Raw genomic sequence first — 16193 nt, 5'->3', positions numbered from 1 at the left:
GGACCTACCCAATGCGCATACTTGTCGCCAACGTAAACACCACGCAATCAATGACGGACTCCATCGCGGCCTCGGCACGCAGTGTTGCCGCTCCCGGCACGGAAATCGTGGGAATCACCCCGAGGTTCGGCGCGGACTCCTGCGAAGGCAACTTCGAAAGCTACCTGGCTGCCATCGCCGTGATGGACGCCGTCACCTCCTTCCCGGCAACGTTTGACGCCGTCATCCAGGCCGGCTACGGCGAGCACGGGAGGGAAGGGCTCCAGGAACTGCTGGACGTGCCGGTGGTCGACATCACCGAGGCTGCCGCCGGCACAGCCATGTTCCTGGGCCATAAGTACTCGGTGGTCACCACGCTGGACCGGACGGTTCCCCTCATCGAGGACCGGCTGAAGCTGGCCGGCCTGGACGCAAGATGTGCTTCCGTCCGTGCCAGCGGAATGGCGGTCCTGGAACTCGAGGAGGAACCGGAACGCGCCGTTGAGGCAATCATCAACCAGGCCATGCTGGCCGTCACTGAGGACAAGGCCGAGGTCATTGTCCTTGGCTGCGGCGGGATGGCGGGGCTGGACGAACAGATCCGGCAACGGGCAGGCGTTCCCGTAGTGGACGGTGTGGCCTCGGCCGTAACCATCGCCGAATCGCTGGTCCGGATGGGCCTTTCCACCTCCAAGGTGCGGACCTTCGCTGCGCCGCGTCCCAAGACCGTCATAGGCTGGCCGCTGAACAAGCCGGCCGTGCCGGTGCAGTTTTAGGCCAGGAGACCGCATGACCACTTCCCTTCCCACAGCACGCGTCGCCGTAGTGACCGGGGCCGGCTCCGGCATTGGCCGGGAGGTTGCCCGGCAGATGCTGGCCGACGGCTACCGGGTGGTGCTGGCCGGCCGCCGCGAGGCCCAACTTGCTGAAACGGCGGACGGCCACGTGGACGCCCTGGTGGTGCCGTGCGACGTCACCCGGCCCGACGACGTCGAACGGCTTTTCGAGGCAGCGCGCCGGAAGTGGGGGCGGGTGGACGTCCTGTTCAACAATGCCGGCGTGTTCGGCCCCGCTGCCGGGGTGGATGAGATCAGCCTGGAAGACTGGAACGCCACCCTTGCCGTGAACCTCACCGGGTCCATGCTGTGCGCCGCCGCGGCGGTAAGGACCATGAAATCGCAGGAACCCCAGGGCGGCCGGATCATCAACAACGGCTCCATCTCGGCGCATTCACCGCGGCCGCGGACGGTGGCCTATACGGTCACCAAGCACGCCATGACAGGCCTGACCAGGAGCATCGAACTGGACGGCCGGGGCTACGGCATCACCTGCGGGCAGATCGACATCGGCAACACCGCCACCGACATCATGGACACCATCGGCGTCGGCTCGGGGGCCCTGCAGGCAGACGGCAGCCGCAAGGTGGAGCCCATGTTTCCGGTGGCGGACGCGGCCCGCGCAGTACTGATGATGGCCAACATGCCGGCCTCGGCCAGCGTGGGGTCAGTAGTGGTCACCGCTGCGGGCATGCCCTTCATTGGTCGCGGCTAGGGCTTCTGCCGGGCCGGAGCAGCGCGAAGGGCCGGAGGGGCTAGAGGGGCAGCAGGGCTGACAGGTCCGCCCGCAGCCCGGACGCGGCCACCTTTCCGGCGCTGACTGCGTCGGCCCACTCCATCTGTCCCGTCACCATCGCAAGCCAGGTGGCGGCGTCGCACTCAATCACGTTGGGCGGGGTGCCGCGCGTATGCCGCGGGCCCTCAACGCACTGGGTGACGCCGAACGGCGGGACGCGCACCTCCACGGAGTTTCCCGGTGCACGCGCCGTCAGCTCCTCCAGCGAGTACCTGACGGCAGTGGCCAGGACGGTTCGCGGCAAGGGAGCGTCCGACGACGGCTGGGCAGCTTCCAGCCATGCGTTCAGTGCTGCTTTGCCTTGCTGGACGTCAATACGACGGCGGGCTACGGCCATGCGGTCAGCCTTCCTTTGATGTCTGGTGTGGGAAGGGGTGTCAGTCCAGGAGGGCGGAAACAGCGGGGCCCAGGCGGATCTTTCCTACCGGCCGTCCGCCGCCCATCACCGGTTCCACAACCTGCTCCAGGGCGCTGGCAACTCCCGGGATCTCCACGGCCCCCGCCGCGGCGAGCAGCGTCAGGGCCACCAGCGAGGTGGCCCTGATGTTTCCGTCCAGGATCTTGACGGCCACGGACACGCCCTGCGGAGTGGCCATGGCCAGCACCCCCTCTGCCCCGATCTTGGCGATGATCTCCAGCTCGTCCATCACCAGGGTGTTGGCCTCGCCACGGCCCTGTACCGCCCATGGGTAATCGAGCATCGAAGTGGCGATGGTGGCGGCCCTGGCGCTGAAGCTCTGGTCCCCGGGAGCCTTGGCGAGCTGGGAGTAAGCCCTGGCCAGGCCTTTCAGGGAGACAGCCGCCACGGGGGCGCCGCAGCCGTCGATCCCCAGGTGGGCGATCTTCTCACCCGTGTATTCCTCCACAACGGTGCGCACGCGCTGCTGCAGCGGGTGGTTCGGCTCCAGGTAGCTGTGCGTGTCCCACCCGTTTTCCGTGCAGGCCCACAGGAAAGCGGCGTGCTTTCCGGAGCAGTTGTACGCCAGCCGCGACTTGCCCTTTTCGGAGCGCACCAGCCAGTTCCGGGCCGTTTCATCCTGCGGCCAGGCCTCGGGGCACTGCAGCTGGTCTTCACGGACTCCGGCGGCCTTGAGCATGCCCGCCACCACGTCCATGTGGTCCAGGGAGCCCGTGTGGCTTCCGCAGGCAATGGCCACCTGGGCGCCCCGCAGCGGAACCCCGGACTGCATGGCGGCCAATGCCTGGAACGGCTTGAGCGTGGACCGCGCGAAGATGGGCGTGTTGATGTCTCCGAGTTCGGTGACCACCGAGCCGTCGGCGGACAGGAGCACGGCGGAACCGATGTGCCGCGACTCCACAAAGCCGCTGCGTTCGATCACGGCCAGTTCGACGGCGGAGTCAACAGTGAAGGTGGCATGCGGATTATGCGGCATACTGCCAGTCTATGGGCCAGCCCCGCAGAAGCCCGGGCACTCCGGGCTGCGGCCTACTGCACGGTGACCATTATCGACTGCCAGCCCGACGCACCGTCAGGCACGGGATCTGCGCGCTGGTCGGTTTGGACCGCCCCGGTCCCGTCGGTTGCCCGTACCTTGATGTAGTGGGGGCCGGGCGTGGCGTCCCACTCATAGGACCACTGGCGCCAGGTAACGGTGGACGCTTCGGCGGAGAGGGTGGCTTCCGCCCACCCGCCGTTGTCGATCTGGATTTCCACTTTGCTGATGCCGCGAGTTTGGGCCCATGCGGTGCCGCCCACCGCGACTTTCCCGGCCGGCACCTTCGCGAAGGACTTGGGCACGTCCACGCGGGCCATCGTCTTGATGGGGCCGCGCTCGGACCAGCCGCGCTCGGTCCAGTAGGCCTTGCTGTCCGCGAAACGGGTGACCTCCAGGTCCACCACCCATTTGGTGGCGGACACAAACCCGTACAGTCCGGGGACCACCATCCGCACGGGGTAGCCGTGCTCCAGCGGAAGCGGCTCACCGTTCATGCCGATGGCCAGCATGGCGTCCCTGTCATCCTGCAGGACCTCAAGGGGAGTGGAAGCGCTGAAGCCGTCGATGGACTTTGACAGCACCATGTCTGCTCCGTCTTTGGGCTTGGCGCGCGCCAGCACCTCACGGATGGGCAGGCCCAGCCACTTGGCGTTTCCGGCGAGGTTGCCGCCCACTGGATTGGACACGCAGGTGAGCGTGACGTGGGATTCGATGAGCTCGGCGTCGAGCAGGTCCTGGAAGGTGAGCGTCACTTCCTGCTCCACCAGCCCGTGAACGCGCAGTTCCCAGTCGTCAACGTTGATTTCCGGCACGCTCAAAGCCGTATCGATCCGGTAGAACTCGCCGTTGGGCGTCAGCCACGGCGGGACGCCGGGGACCGTGGACTGGACCCCGGCCGGTACGGCGGCTGCAGCTTTCGCCGGCGTTGGCAGGCTCAACGCTTCACGGGCCTGGGCCACATTGCTGCGCGCCGCAGCCAGCAGCCGCCCACCGGTGGCGGCGATGCCCGCGGCTACGGCCGTGATCCCGGCAGTGGCGAAGAAGCGCCGGCGGCTGGTGCCTTCGCCCCCAGGCCGTTCGCCGCCGTCGGACGCTGTATCCGCCGGCGCTTCCGGCCACGCCTTCAGCCCCCACAGCGGCACCATCAGGCGGTGCAGGACCACCAGTCCGGCCAGGGTTCCCAGCACCGAAGGGATGGCGTCAGCGGCGCCGACGCCGGCGCGGGTCACCACGCTGGCCACGATCACGGCCCCCATGAAAAGTACACCCAGGACGCCGAGGGCCCATTTCCGGTAGGCCACCACGCCCAGGATGCAGGCGAGCACCGCAATGGTCAGGCCCATGCCCACGAATAGCGCTGTCTTGTCGTTGGTGCCGAACGTGGCGATCGCAAAGTCCTTGAGCCACGGCGGCGTGAAGTCGATGAAGGTGGACCCCAGGGCAAAGAGGGGGGTGGCGCGGGCGGTAAAAAATGCGCCAATCAGCTCCGCAACGGCAAGTACGACGGCGGCTGCCACCACGCCTGCCAACGCGGCCATGGTTCCGGCGCCTGTCATCCTGTTTCGCAGCTTTGTCATATGTATGGTTCGGAGCGGGCGGGACTCCGGATTGACCAGGCGGGGGAGGACACAGCTTAGGAGCGGGGAGGGTGCACAAAGTACCCTTGGACACTGTGAAGGTACTCGTCATTGGCCCCGGAGGCCGCGAACACGCCATTGTCCGCTCCCTGCTCGCCGACCCCAACGTGTCCGAGGTCCACGCGGCACCTGGCAATGCCGGCATCAGCAAACTGGTTCCCACCTACGACATCAACGGCAACGATCCCGACGCGGTCGCCGGGCTGGCCGCACGGCTCGGTGTGGACCTCGTGGTGGTGGGCCCGGAAGCTCCGCTGGCCGCCGGCGTATCGGACGCCGTCCGCGAAGCCGGGATCCCCGTCTTCGGACCCAGCAAGGCAGCAGCCCAGCTGGAGGCCTCAAAGGCCTTCGCCAAGGAGGTCATGGCGGAAGCCGGCGTCCCCACGGCGATGGCCATGGTGGCCACCAACGCCGAGGAAGCAGCATCGGCACTGGACACCTTCGGCGCCCCCTACGTGGTGAAGGACGATGGACTCGCCGCCGGCAAGGGTGTTGTTGTCACCCGCAACCGCGATGAAGCTTTGGCGCATGCCCAGTCCTGCTTCGACGCCGGCGGCTCCGTGGTCATCGAGGAGTTCCTGGACGGCCCGGAGGTTTCCCTGTTTGTGCTCTGCGACGGGCAGAACACGGTGGCGCTCTCGCCCGCCCAGGACTTCAAGCGCATCTTCGACAATGACGAAGGGCCCAACACCGGCGGCATGGGTGCCTATACCCCGCTTGAGTGGGCCCCCGAGGGACTGGTGCAGGAAGTCCTTGAACGCGTGGCCCAGCCCACCGTCAACGAGATGGCCCGCCGCGGCACCCCTTTCGTCGGCGTGCTGTTCGTCGGACTGGCCCTCACGTCACGCGGCACCCGCGTGATCGAGTTCAACGTCCGCTTCGGCGACCCGGAAACCCAGGCCGTCCTCGCCCGGCTTAAGACCCCCCTCGGTGCGCTGCTGATGGCCGCCGCCAAGGGCGAACTGGACAAGGCTGAGGAGCTGCGGTGGTCCAAGGAGGCCGCCGTCGCCGTCGTCATTGCCTCCGAAAACTACCCGGACACGCCCCGCACCGGTGACCGGATCCGTGGCCTCAAGAAAGTGGAAGCGCTGGACGGCGTGCACGTTATCCACGCCGGAACCGCCCTGGACAAGGAAGGCAAGGTGGTGTCCGCCGGCGGCCGTGTCCTGGCGGTTGTCGCCCTGGGCAGTGACCTGGTGGAGGCGCGCGAGAAAGCGTACGACGGCGTGGAGCTGGTTCAGCTGGACGGGGCGCAGTTCCGCACCGACATCGCCCGCAAAGCCGCCCGTGGCGAGATCAAGGTTCCTTACGGCGCCACCGGTTCGATGCCCATCGTGAAAGCAAAGGCCTGACATGACTGAAAACCGAGAGAACCGCGGCTACGCCACCAAAACACTGGATCTTCCCGGCTGGACCCACGTCTACTCCGGCAAGGTGCGCGACCTCTATGAGCCCGCCGACGAATCCATCCTGCAGCGCGTTGGGCAGGACTGCGTACTGGTGGTGGCCAGCGACCGCATCAGCGCCTTTGACCATGTGCTGTCCAGCGAAATCCCGGACAAGGGACGCATCCTCACGCAACTGAGCCTCTGGTGGTTCGACCAGTTGGGCGTGGAACACCATGTGCTCGGCTCCACGGTGGAGGACGGCGTCCCGGCCGAGGTTGAAGGCCGGGCCATGATCTGCAAGAAGCTGGACATGTTCCCGGTGGAATGCATCGCCCGCGGCTACCTCACGGGCTCCGGCCTGCAGGAGTACAAGGCCTCCGGAACCGTATGCAACATCCCGCTGCCGGAAGGGCTGGTGGACGGATCCCGGCTGGAGCACGCCATCTTCACGCCGTCGGCCAAAGCGCTGATCGGGGAGCACGATGAAAACATCACCTACGACGCCGTAGTGGCGCTGGTGGGCGACGACATCGCGGGCCGCCTCAGTGAGTTGACACTGAAGATTTACACGACGGCGGAAAAGATCGCCCGGGAGCGCGGCATCATCCTGGCGGACACCAAGGTGGAGTTCGGCTACGACGCAGCCTCCGGGTCGATCACCCTGGGCGACGAGGTGCTGACCCCTGATTCCTCGCGTTTCTGGGACGCTGCCACCTACAAGCCGGGCCAGGCCCAGCCGTCCTACGACAAACAGTATGTGCGGGACTGGCTGACATCGGCGGAGTCCGGCTGGGACAAGGCCTCGGACACGCCGCCGCCGGCGCTCCCCGCTGAAGTAGTGGAACGGACCCGCAGCCGCTACGTCGAAGCATACGAGAAGATCACGGGGAAGGCGTTCTCCTAGAACAACCGGAAGCCAGGTAAGCCCGCACTGCGGGTTTACCTGGCCTGGTCAGCTGGCTTTCGCAGCCGCAGCGGCGGCGCGTTTCTGCGCCAGCTTAATCTCGAGGATCGCGTCCAGCGCCTGTTGAACCCGGTCCTGGGCGCCGGCGGTGGCGAAGGCCTTTTGGGCTTCCTCGAGATGCACCAGTGCTTCGTCCGTATCACCCGCGGCCTTGAGGGACTTGCCCAGGAGGAGGGAAACTTCACCCGCGGTGTGCTTGGCGAGCTCCGCGCGTTCGGCGTGGATTTCCCGCAGCTTTTCGACGGCGGCCACAATGTCCCCGGTCAGGTACAGCCAGCGGGCACGGATGAAGGCGACCTCCAGCTGATCGGACTTGTTCCCACCCACAATCGACAAGGCCAGTTCGGCACGTTCGATTGCCGACAGGGTCTCCGGCTCCACGATGCCCGAGGAAAGCCGGACGGCTGCGGAGGCCTTGTTGAACCGGGCCCACAGTTCGATGTCATTGGCGGGGGAGAGCAGGCGTGCTGCCCGCTCATGGTGTTTGACGCCTTCCGTGTAGTCATGCCGCATGAACGCAACGTTCCCCACAACCCAGGCCACCTCGCCGGCGAGCTGCGTCATGGAAAGCTCATCCACGTGGTCGATCATGGCCTGGCAATACTTCCAGGCCTCGTCGAGCCGCCCGCTTTCTGCAAGCGCCCCGATCAGCGCGTGATGGGCGTTGATGATCAGGGTGGATCCCTTGGGAAGCTGCCTGCAGAGGTCCACTGCCTGGATCCCCTGGTCCACGGCAAGGCTCAGCTGGCCTTGTCCCTGGTAGATACCCGCCAGCATCTGGTGTGCCCGTACGGCAAGGCCTGCCGATTCCCTGGCCATGGGATGCTCCAGCAAATGCTCCATGATCTTCTGGGCTTCGCGCCAGTTTCCCTGCTTGATGAGGCATTCGGCCTGCATATAGGTCATGTTCCACCAGGCGCTGGTGTTCCGCCCCTCGAGGGCAATCTTTGCGGCCGTGGCAGCGTGGCTTGCCGCCAGTGGATAATCACGAAGGTCCCACGCCTGGCGGGCATAGAGGCCTGCCAGCACGTACTCGGCGTCGCTCACGGAAATTGGCTGGCTCCAAGCCTCCAGCGCCTTGGGGGCCAGTTCCAATCTGCGTGCCAATTCTTCAATTACTTCGGCTGTCGGCTCCCGGCGGCCGGTTTCCAGCAGCGAAATGTAGCTGGGTGAATACAGGTCCTTGCCCAGTTCGGCCTGTGTCAGTCCACGCTCCAGGCGCTCCGCGCGGAGCTTTTCTCCGAACCCGTTGCCCACGCGTTTCCTCCTTCTGGACACTTGGGCTGCCGAATGCTTGACAGTCCCTGTGGAAAATATTTTACAATGTGTGTCAACAAGGACAGTGCTGGCTTTGTAACGAATCCGACTCGTATTGAGGAACTTATATGTTGAAGAAGATCGCAACCGCGGCCGTCCTGGCTGGGGCCCTGGCTTTTTCTGCGGCGGCTCCGGCCGTCCTGGCTTCAGGTTCCGTCGCCGATAATTCGGGTGTGTCGGTAGCTGTTGGTAACTGGCCTGATCCCGCCTCAGCAAAGGTGAAGAAGGACAAGAAGACCGATACTACCTACACAACGTACGTGGGCAACTGGCCTGATCCCGCTTAAACAGCTTCCTCACACAGGAGGCGGGAGTGGCCCCGGAGCAACAGCTCCGGGGCCACTCGTTTTAACCCCGGGGTGCCGGGCCGTGACCACATCGAGACAAAAAAGAGGGCCTCCGCAAGGAGACCCTCTTTTCGTTATGGTCGGGATGACAGGATTTGAACCTGCGACCTCTTCGTCCCGAACGAAGCGCGCTACCAAGCTGCGCTACATCCCGATCCGCTGCAAAAGCAACTTTACAAGGATAGCCGATTCCGGGTCCCGATGCGAAATCCAGCCCGGTCCGGGGCGGGACGCGGGTCAGACCAGGGAGTCCTTCCACGCCCCATGCAGGTCGGCGAAGCGTCCGCCGCCGCCGATCAGTTCCTCCGGCGTGCCGTCCTCCACGATCCGCCCGTCGTGCACCACCAGGACACGGTCCGCCGTCTCCACCGTGGACAAGCGGTGGGCAATGATCAACGCCGTCCGGCGTCTGGCTTCCGTGCCGGCCAGCAGGCGGGCCAGTCCGGCCTGCACCAGGCGTTCGGACGGGATGTCCAGTGAGGAGGTTGCCTCGTCCAGGATCAGCACGGCCGGCTGCGCCAGGAACGCCCTGGCAAAGCTGATCAGCTGCCGCTGGCCGGAGGAGACCCTGCCGCCGCGCTTGTTGACGTCGGTGTCGTAGCCCTCGGGAAGTTCAAGGATGAATTCGTGGGCGCCAACTGCCTTGGCGGCCTCTTCGATTTCGGCGCGTGATGCCTCCGGCCGGCCCAGGGCGATGTTGTCCGCCACCGAGCCGCTGAACAGGAAGGCCTCCTGGGTGACCATGACGATGTTCCGGCGGAGGTCGGTGGTGGCCAGGTCGCGGAGGTCCACGCCGTCCAGGGTGAGCGTTCCCGAGGTGACGTCGTAGAACCGGGCGATGAGTTTGGCCAGGGTGGATTTTCCAGCGCCCGTTTGTCCCACCAGCGCCACTGTCTGTCCGGCCGGGATGTGCAGGTCCAGGCGCGGCACCACCAACGGACCGTCGCCATAGCGGAACTCGACGCCGTTGAAGTCGATGCGTCCCGTGGCACTGGGCAGGGCCACCGGGTTCCTGGGTGGCCGGACCGTGGGAACCTCTTCGAGCAGTCCGGACACCTTCTCCAGTGCTGCCTGCGCGCTCTGGAATGAGTTGTAGAACATGGCCATCTGGTCCACCGGCTGGAAGAAGCGCTTGGTGGACAGGATGAGGGCCAGGAGTACGCCCACTGCCAGGCCGCCGTCCAGCACCCGGAATCCGCCGAAGAGCAGGACCACGGCAACGCAGACGTTGCCAATCAGCACCAGTCCCGGTTGGAAGATGCCGTTGAGGTTGATGGAGCGGACTGTGACCAGGCGGTAGTCCTCGGCGAGTTTCCCGTAGCGCTCCGAGTTCTCCTTCTCCTTGCGGAAGGCCTTGACGGCGCGGATGCCGGTCATGGTCTCCACGAAATGCACGATCAGCCGGGCGGAGACCACGCGGGACTCCCTGAAGGCAATCTGCGAGTGCTTCTGGTACCAGCGCGAAAGGAAGAACATCGGCACGCCGGCGGCCAGCACCAGCAAACCGCTCCGCCAGTCCAGGGCAAAGATGGTGACGGCGGTGAAGGCCATGAAGAGCATTCCCGAAGCCAGTGAACTGACCCCCGAGTCGAGGAGTTCGCGCAGTGCTTCAAGGTCTGAGGTCTGCCGGGCGATGATCCTGCCGGAGGTGTATTTCTCGTGGAACTCCAGGCTGAGCCGCTGCGTGTGCCGGAAGACGCGCACCCTGAGGTCCAGCAGCATCGCCTGGCTGAGCCGCGCCGTGGAGGTGACGTACAGGGCGGTGAGTCCCGCCGTCGCAATGGCTGCCAGAAGGTAGGCGACGCCGGTGAACACCAAGGGGGCGTTGTTGCCGGCCTGGAGGGCGGGAAGGGCATGGTCGATCCCGAACGCGATCAGTGCCGGGCCGGCCACCCGCGCGGTCTGGGACAGGACCACCATGGCGATGGTCAGCCAGAACCGCGCCCGCACGGGACGGATCAGCGATCGCAGCAGGGCAAGTGACCGCCGTCGTACTGCCCGGCTGTCGCTCTTGCTGAGGTGGGCATTGTCTTCATTTGCGGTGCCGAACGTTGCAGTGCTCATCGGGACACTTCCTCAGCATTGTCTTCAAGTGCCGACAGTTCAGAGTCCAGGTCCCGCGGCTCCCGGTCCAGGCTGGCGATGACGTAGCGGTAGTGCTGGTTATGGGCCAGCAGTTCGGTGTGCGTTCCGACGGCGGCGATGCGGCCGTCCTCCAGCAGGGCCACCCGGTCCGCGAGGGCCACGGTGGACGGCCGGTGGGCCACGATCAGGGTGGTGGTATCCTTCAGGACCTCGCGGAGGCGGGCCTCCACCAGCTCCTCGGTGTGGACGTCCAGGGCTGACAGCGGGTCGTCCAGGACCAGGATCCGCGGACGGGCGGCGATGGCACGTGCCAGGGCGATCCGTTGCCGCTGGCCGCCGGACAGGCTCAGGCCTTCCTCGCCGATCAACGTGTCCACACCCCCGGGCAGGGAATAGGCGAAGTGCGCCTGCGCCACATCGAGGGCCTCGTCCAGGACCGCCTCTGTGCGGGCCGGGGCGCCGAGCAGGACGTTGTCCCGCACGGAATTGAAAAAGAGCGTGGTGTCCTCGAAGGCCACCCCCACGATCCGGCGCAGCTCCTCCACACCGAAGTCCCGGATGTCGACGCCGTCGATGGTGATGGCGCCGCCGGTGACGTCGTACAGGCGCGGCACCAGCTGGATCAGCGCACTCTTGCCGCTGCCGGTGATGCCCACCAGGGCCATGGTTTCGCCGGGCCGGATGTCCAGGTTGATGTCCTTGAGAATGGGCTTGTCCGGGGCGTCCTCGAAGGCGAAGGTTGCGTTGTTGAAGCGCAGTGCCCCGGCCAGCTCAGCCGGCCGGCGGGGCTGGGCGGGACTGGTGATGGTGTTTTGCGTGTCCATCACTTCGTAGTGGCGGTCGACGGCGGTCTTGGCGGTGAGTGCCATGGCCAGCAGCATGCCGGAGAATTCCACGGGGGAGGCGATGACTGCCGCGGTGGCGAAGAACGCCACCAGGGAGCCGATGCTCAACTGGCCGCTGGCGCACAGCATGACCCCGACCACCAGGCCGGCTCCCAGGGCGAGTTCAGGAAGCAGGGTGACCACCATGGTGAACGTTGCCTGGTGGCGTGCCTTCTCGATCTCTGTCTGGCGCAGGCCCTCTGCCTGCTCGTTGAAGTTTTCCAGGGCTTCCCGGCTGCGTCCGAAGGCCTTGAGCACGCGGATGCCGTGGACCGATTCCTCCACGGTGGTGGCAAGGTCGCCGGCCTGGTCCTGGCTTCGCCGCGCCACCTTGCTGAACCGGGTGCGGAACCGGAAGCTGTTGATGGTGATGGGAACGGCGGCGGCCAGGAAGATCAGGGCCAGCTGCCAGCTCATGGCGAACATGGCCACGACGCCGATGATCACCGTCAGGGTGGTGACCACCAGCATGATGGCGCCAAAAGCCATCCAGCGGCGCAGGAAGTTCAGGTCCGTCATGGCCCGGGACAGCAATTGGCCGGATCCCCACCGGTCGTGGAAGGAGACGGTCAGGTCCTGCAGATGGTTGTAGAGGGACACCCGCATGCGGGTCTCCACGGTGGTGGCGGGGTTGATGACGAACTGCCGGCGCAGCGCCACCAGTCCGGCTTCTGCGATGCCCAGGACCAGGATGACGGCAGCCGACACCCAGACCGCCTCCGGCGTGGCCCCTGGCTGCAGCGCGGTATTGACCAGGACCCGCAGCACCTGGGGGATGGTCAGCGCCACGACGCTTGCGAGCAGGGCGCACAGAAGTCCCAGCAGGAGCCTGGGGATGATGGGCCGGACGTGCGGATAAAGACGGCTGATGGATCGGAAAAATGGAGTCTGCTTGGCCATGCCCGCTTCTCAAGCTCTAAAACGAATGTAGTTTCCTCTAGCAACTACCCTATGCCATTGGCGTGAGGCGGTTCACAGGGATTTGCGGTGCTGGCCGGCTGCTTGCCCAGTTATTGCAGACCGTAATGCTTTCGGTTCAGTTGGGGGAGGTAAGGGTCAGCAGGACGGCCTCGGGTTTGCAGGCGATCCTTACCGGGGCGAAGCGTGAGGTGCCGATGCCGCCGGACACGTTGACCGGCGTCGTGCTTCCGTTGCTTGACCAGTCGTTGAGGCCCTTCGCCCGCCATGTGGGGAGGTCGCAGTTGGCCACGAGGGCGCCATACCCGGGGATGCACAGCTGGCCCCCGTGTGTGTGGCCGGCCAGCAGGAGGTCCGCGCCGCTTTCGGTGAAGTGGTCCAGGACCCGCTGGTACGGTGCATGGATGACCGCGATCCTGAGGTGGTCCTTGGCATCCTGGCTGACCGTTCCACGGGGCCAGCCGGCGTACCGTTCCCGGTTCAGGTGCGGGTCGTCGACGCCGGAGAAATCGAAGCGCATGCCGTTGAGGACCAATGACTGGTGGCGATTGGTCAGGTCCACCCAGCCGCTCATGCCGAAGCCGGACCGCAGGCGCGGCCAGTCGAGGGCAACAGGCGTGGGCTTCGCCTTGGACGGCCCCAGCAGGTAGGACGCAGGGTTCTTTGGGCTGGGCGCGAAGTAGTCGTTGGACCCGGGGACAAAGACGCCGGGGAACTGCAGCAGCGGTTTCAGGGCATCCAGCAGCGGGTCCACAGCCTTCACGTGGCTGAGGTTGTCGCCGGTGTTCACCACCAGGTCCGGCCTGAGGTCCGCCAGGGACCTTAGCCAATCAGCCTTCTTCCGCTGCCCCGGCACGAAGTGGATGTCGCTCAGGTGCAGGATGCGGAACGGACCGCGGCCGGGAGGGAGGATGGCCAGGGTTTCCTCCCGGAGGACGAACTGGTTCTTCTCCCACAGGCCGTAGCCGAAGGCTGCCATTCCGGCCGCGGCCCCGGCGCCTGCAGTGACGGCAAAGCCGCGCCCGATTGCGCGGGCGCGGCCTGCCAGGCTGTCGATGCTCATGCGTGCTTAGCCGTTGCCCTTTCCATTCCCGTTGCCATTGCTGGTGGGGGCGGGGGCCGGCGCCTGGGTGGCGGGCGCCTGCGTTGCCGGCGTGGACGGTACGGGAGCCTGGGTGGCCTGCGGGGTGGTCCTTCCAGGCGAGGTAGTGGTTGTTCCGTTGACCATGTTGCTCGGCGGTGCCGGGAACGGGTTGGTGCCGTATGCCGGGGCGATCTTCGTCATGTAGTTGGAGAACATGGGACCGGCGATCATGTAACCATCGATGCCTTTATAGAACTTGCCGTTGACCGTGATGTTCTGCCCTGCACGGTCCTGTGCTCCCAGCGGGTCGCCGAACCAGGCGGCCGTTGCCAGGCCGGTGGTATGCCCAACAACCCAGGTGGAGCCGTTGTTGTTGGACGTACCGGTCTTGGCACCAATGGGGAAGCTGGTCTTGGTGGAAATCCGGGGCTGGATCAGCGAACCGGAGCCCCTGTTCAGCACTTCCTGGAGCGCGTAGTTCACGCCGCGTGCAACCTCCGGTTTGATGGCGTCACGGCAGCTGCTGGACTGTGCCGGGAGCTGCTTGCCGGTGGCGTCCGTCACCGAGGTGATGGCGATGGGCTCGCAGTACTTGCCATCGTTAGCGAAGGTGGCAAACGCGCTGGCCATGGTCAGCGGAGAGGTCTGCGTGGACCCCAGCAGGTTGCCCAGCGTCATCATGTTCACCTTGGGGTTCGGCTCGCTGCCGTCCGCTGAGGGCAGGCCGCTGTGCAGTCCCACCGCATCAGCGATCTTCTGGATGCCGCAGAAGTCCAGCTGTGCCGCGGACGCAAACGTCACCGTGTTGATCGAGTTGTAAAGGCCCTCCAGGACCGACAGCGGCTTGTACCACTGGGGCTCGGCGTTCTGGAGGTCGTCAGCCGCGTCCAGGCCCGCGTTCTTCTGCGCCGTGCTGTAGGCACCCTGGACCTTGCCGCAGGTGTTGCGCCACGGATAGCCGATCGGGTAAACGCGCTGGGCCGCGTTGACCATGGTGTTCATGGACTTGCCCTCGTTGAGCCACTCGGCAAAGGTGAACGGCTTCATGGTGGACCCGGGCTGGGCGCCGCCCATGCCGTTGAGGTCGTTGCCGTCCTTATCCAGCTTGTCCACGTTGAAGTTGAGCTGGGAATCGAAGCCCTGGCCGGGCAGGAATGTGGTGTTCTGGGCCATTGAGATGATCTTGCCCGTACCCGGCTGCACCGACACCATGGAGGCACCCCACTTGTCGGGGTTGGCGCCGGCGGCGGCATTGGCCTGCTCCTGGGCCGTGGCCTGGGCCTTGGGGTCCAGTGTGGTGGTGATGGTCAGGCCGCCGCCGTAGATCAGCCGCTGGCGCTCCTTGACGTCCGCGCCGTAGGCAGGGTTGTTCTCCAGCAGGTGCAGGATGTAGTCGCAGAAGTACGGGGCCGAGGCCGCGTAGGCGCAGCCCTGCTTGGGCTGGGTCACCTTGGGCTCCACCGGGGTGGCGACGGCGGCGTCGTGTTCCGCCTGGGTGATCTTCTTCTGGTCAAGCATCAGTCCCAGCACCAGGTCCCTGCGCTGCTTTGACTTCTCGGGATTGATGATGGGGTCAAAGGCGGAGGGGCTGTTCACCAGGCCGGCCAGCAGCGCTGCCTGGGGGAGCGTCAGGTCCTTGGCGGTGGTGCTGAAGAAGTACCTGGAAGCGGCCTCGATGCCATATGCATCACGGTTGAAGAACACGATGTTCAGGTAGCCCTCAAGGATCTGGTCCTTGCTGAACTCCTTCTCCAGGGCGATGGCGAGCTTCATCTCGCGGAGCTTGTCACCAACACCCTTGTTGACGCCGTTCAGCTTGATCTGGTCCTCCTCGCCGGCGGCGGCGAGGTTGGCGTTGAGAACGTTGTTGACGTACTGCTGAGTGATGGTGGAGGCACCCTGCTTGTTGCCTCGGATGGTGCTGACCAGCGCGCGGAGGATACCGGTGGTGTCCACGCCGCCGTGGTCATAGAACCTGCTGTCCTCGACGGCGAGGATGGCGTTCTTCATGTTCGGTGAAATCTGGTCCAGCGGAACCTTGGTGCGGTTCTCGGTATAGACGCTGGCGATCTCGCTGCCGTCGGCAGCCAGGATCCGGGTGGTCTGGCTGGGGGGATCTACCTTCAGCTCCGCCGGAAGGGAATCGAAAAAGTCGATGGAACCGCTTGCCGCGCTGCCGGAGACGGCCGCGGCAGGCACCAGGAGGCCTGCCACGAGGACACCGCAAATTGCGCTCACACCAAGGAAAAGAAGGATCTTACCCAGTGTGGTGGCAGTGTCGAATAAGGGGTTCTTGCGAGTCGCCATGTTTTCCACTTTACCGGCAAGGGCTACGCTTTCTTTCATGACCAAATGGGAGTACGCGACGATTCCGCTCATTATCCACGCCACAAAGCAGATCCTGGACCAGTGGGGAGAGGACGGCTGGGAGCTCGTCCAGGTAGTCCCCGGACCTGACGGCAACGGCCTTGTCGCCTACCTCAAAAGGGAGAAGCAGTAGC

The 16193-nt window shown here is 65.5% G+C and carries 14 protein-coding genes and 1 tRNA gene; 6 read left to right on the top strand and 9 right to left on the bottom strand.

All coding sequences use genetic code 11. The annotated features are described in order from the left end of the window. Positions 1-11: 11 nt before the first annotated feature. On the top strand, positions 12-755 hold the full coding sequence (locus tag ACEN9K_RS18550) for an aspartate/glutamate racemase family protein (protein WP_495634820.1): 744 nt from the start codon (positions 12-14) through the stop codon (positions 753-755). Positions 756-768: 13 nt separating this feature from the next. Continuing rightward, complete coding sequence (locus ACEN9K_RS18545; protein WP_495634819.1) at positions 769-1530, top strand: SDR family oxidoreductase; 762 nt, start codon at positions 769-771, stop codon at positions 1528-1530. A gap of 40 nt (positions 1531-1570) precedes the next feature. Here ACEN9K_RS18545 and ACEN9K_RS18540 read toward each other — a convergent pair whose 3' ends face one another. The 3 genes from ACEN9K_RS18540 to ACEN9K_RS18530 are packed head-to-tail and all read right to left on the bottom strand — an operon-like array spanning position 1571 to position 4645. Then, the gene (locus ACEN9K_RS18540) at positions 1571-1948 is read right to left on the bottom strand and encodes a sterol carrier family protein (protein WP_018768993.1); all 378 of its coding nucleotides are present in this window, start codon (positions 1946-1948) and stop codon (positions 1571-1573) included. Positions 1949-1988: 40 nt separating this feature from the next. Next, entirely contained in the window at positions 1989-3005 is a 1017-nt protein-coding gene (locus ACEN9K_RS18535) for an asparaginase (protein ID WP_018768992.1), read from the bottom strand. 53 nt (positions 3006-3058) lie between these two features. Further along, on the bottom strand, positions 3059-4645 hold the full coding sequence (locus tag ACEN9K_RS18530; protein WP_495634818.1) for a molybdopterin-dependent oxidoreductase: 1587 nt from the start codon (positions 4643-4645) through the stop codon (positions 3059-3061). Between the two features lie 95 nt (positions 4646-4740). Here ACEN9K_RS18530 and purD point away from each other — a divergent pair, with 95 nt between their 5' ends. Next, on the top strand, positions 4741-6057 hold the full coding sequence (gene purD / locus ACEN9K_RS18525; RefSeq protein WP_018768990.1) for a phosphoribosylamine--glycine ligase: 1317 nt from the start codon (positions 4741-4743) through the stop codon (positions 6055-6057). A 1-nt stretch (position 6058) separates the two neighbouring features. Further along, the gene (locus ACEN9K_RS18520) at positions 6059-6997 is read left to right on the top strand and encodes a phosphoribosylaminoimidazolesuccinocarboxamide synthase (RefSeq protein ID WP_018768989.1); all 939 of its coding nucleotides are present in this window, start codon (positions 6059-6061) and stop codon (positions 6995-6997) included. 48 nt (positions 6998-7045) lie between these two features. Here the strand turns inward: ACEN9K_RS18520 and ACEN9K_RS18515 are convergent, their stop codons facing one another. Then, on the bottom strand, positions 7046-8314 hold the full coding sequence (locus ACEN9K_RS18515) for a helix-turn-helix domain-containing protein (RefSeq protein WP_018768988.1): 1269 nt from the start codon (positions 8312-8314) through the stop codon (positions 7046-7048). Between the two features lie 128 nt (positions 8315-8442). Between ACEN9K_RS18515 and ACEN9K_RS18510 the strand changes: the two genes are divergently transcribed. Further along, the gene (locus ACEN9K_RS18510) at positions 8443-8661 is read left to right on the top strand and encodes a hypothetical protein (protein ID WP_018768987.1); all 219 of its coding nucleotides are present in this window, start codon (positions 8443-8445) and stop codon (positions 8659-8661) included. Positions 8662-8798: 137 nt separating this feature from the next. Here the strand turns inward: ACEN9K_RS18510 and ACEN9K_RS18505 are convergent. The 5 genes from ACEN9K_RS18505 to ACEN9K_RS18485 all read right to left on the bottom strand — a co-directional run bounded on the left by ACEN9K_RS18505 (position 8799) and on the right by ACEN9K_RS18485 (position 15999). Further along, positions 8799-8875: transfer RNA gene (locus ACEN9K_RS18505), tRNA-Pro, on the bottom strand. Positions 8876-8958: 83 nt separating this feature from the next. Further along, positions 8959-10785 carry an ABC transporter ATP-binding protein gene (locus ACEN9K_RS18500; RefSeq protein ID WP_495634817.1) on the bottom strand — a complete coding sequence of 609 codons (1827 nt, stop codon included), beginning with the start codon at positions 10783-10785 and terminating at the stop codon, positions 8959-8961. Further along, a complete protein-coding gene (locus tag ACEN9K_RS18495; RefSeq protein ID WP_268001970.1) occupies positions 10782-12590 on the bottom strand; it encodes an ABC transporter ATP-binding protein in 1809 nt (602 codons plus the stop codon). Before ACEN9K_RS18495 ends, ACEN9K_RS18500 begins: the two co-directional genes overlap by 4 nt. A gap of 136 nt (positions 12591-12726) precedes the next feature. Continuing rightward, positions 12727-13671 carry a metallophosphoesterase gene (locus ACEN9K_RS18490; protein WP_495634816.1) on the bottom strand — a complete coding sequence of 315 codons (945 nt, stop codon included), beginning with the start codon at positions 13669-13671 and terminating at the stop codon, positions 12727-12729. A gap of 6 nt (positions 13672-13677) precedes the next feature. Then, positions 13678-15999 carry a transglycosylase domain-containing protein gene (locus tag ACEN9K_RS18485; protein WP_495634815.1) on the bottom strand — a complete coding sequence of 774 codons (2322 nt, stop codon included), beginning with the start codon at positions 15997-15999 and terminating at the stop codon, positions 13678-13680. Positions 16000-16036: 37 nt separating this feature from the next. Here ACEN9K_RS18485 and sp36 point away from each other — a divergent pair, with 37 nt between their 5' ends. Then, positions 16037-16192 carry a Sp36 family protein gene (gene sp36, locus ACEN9K_RS18480; protein WP_009359196.1) on the top strand — a complete coding sequence of 52 codons (156 nt, stop codon included), beginning with the start codon at positions 16037-16039 and terminating at the stop codon, positions 16190-16192. The last annotated feature ends 1 nt before the right edge of the window (position 16193 follow it).

The organism is Pseudarthrobacter sp. Pseusp20 (genome assembly GCF_059492155.1).
The sequence above is the reverse complement of the archived record's forward strand: the minus strand, read 5'-3'. Positions and strand labels throughout refer to the sequence as shown.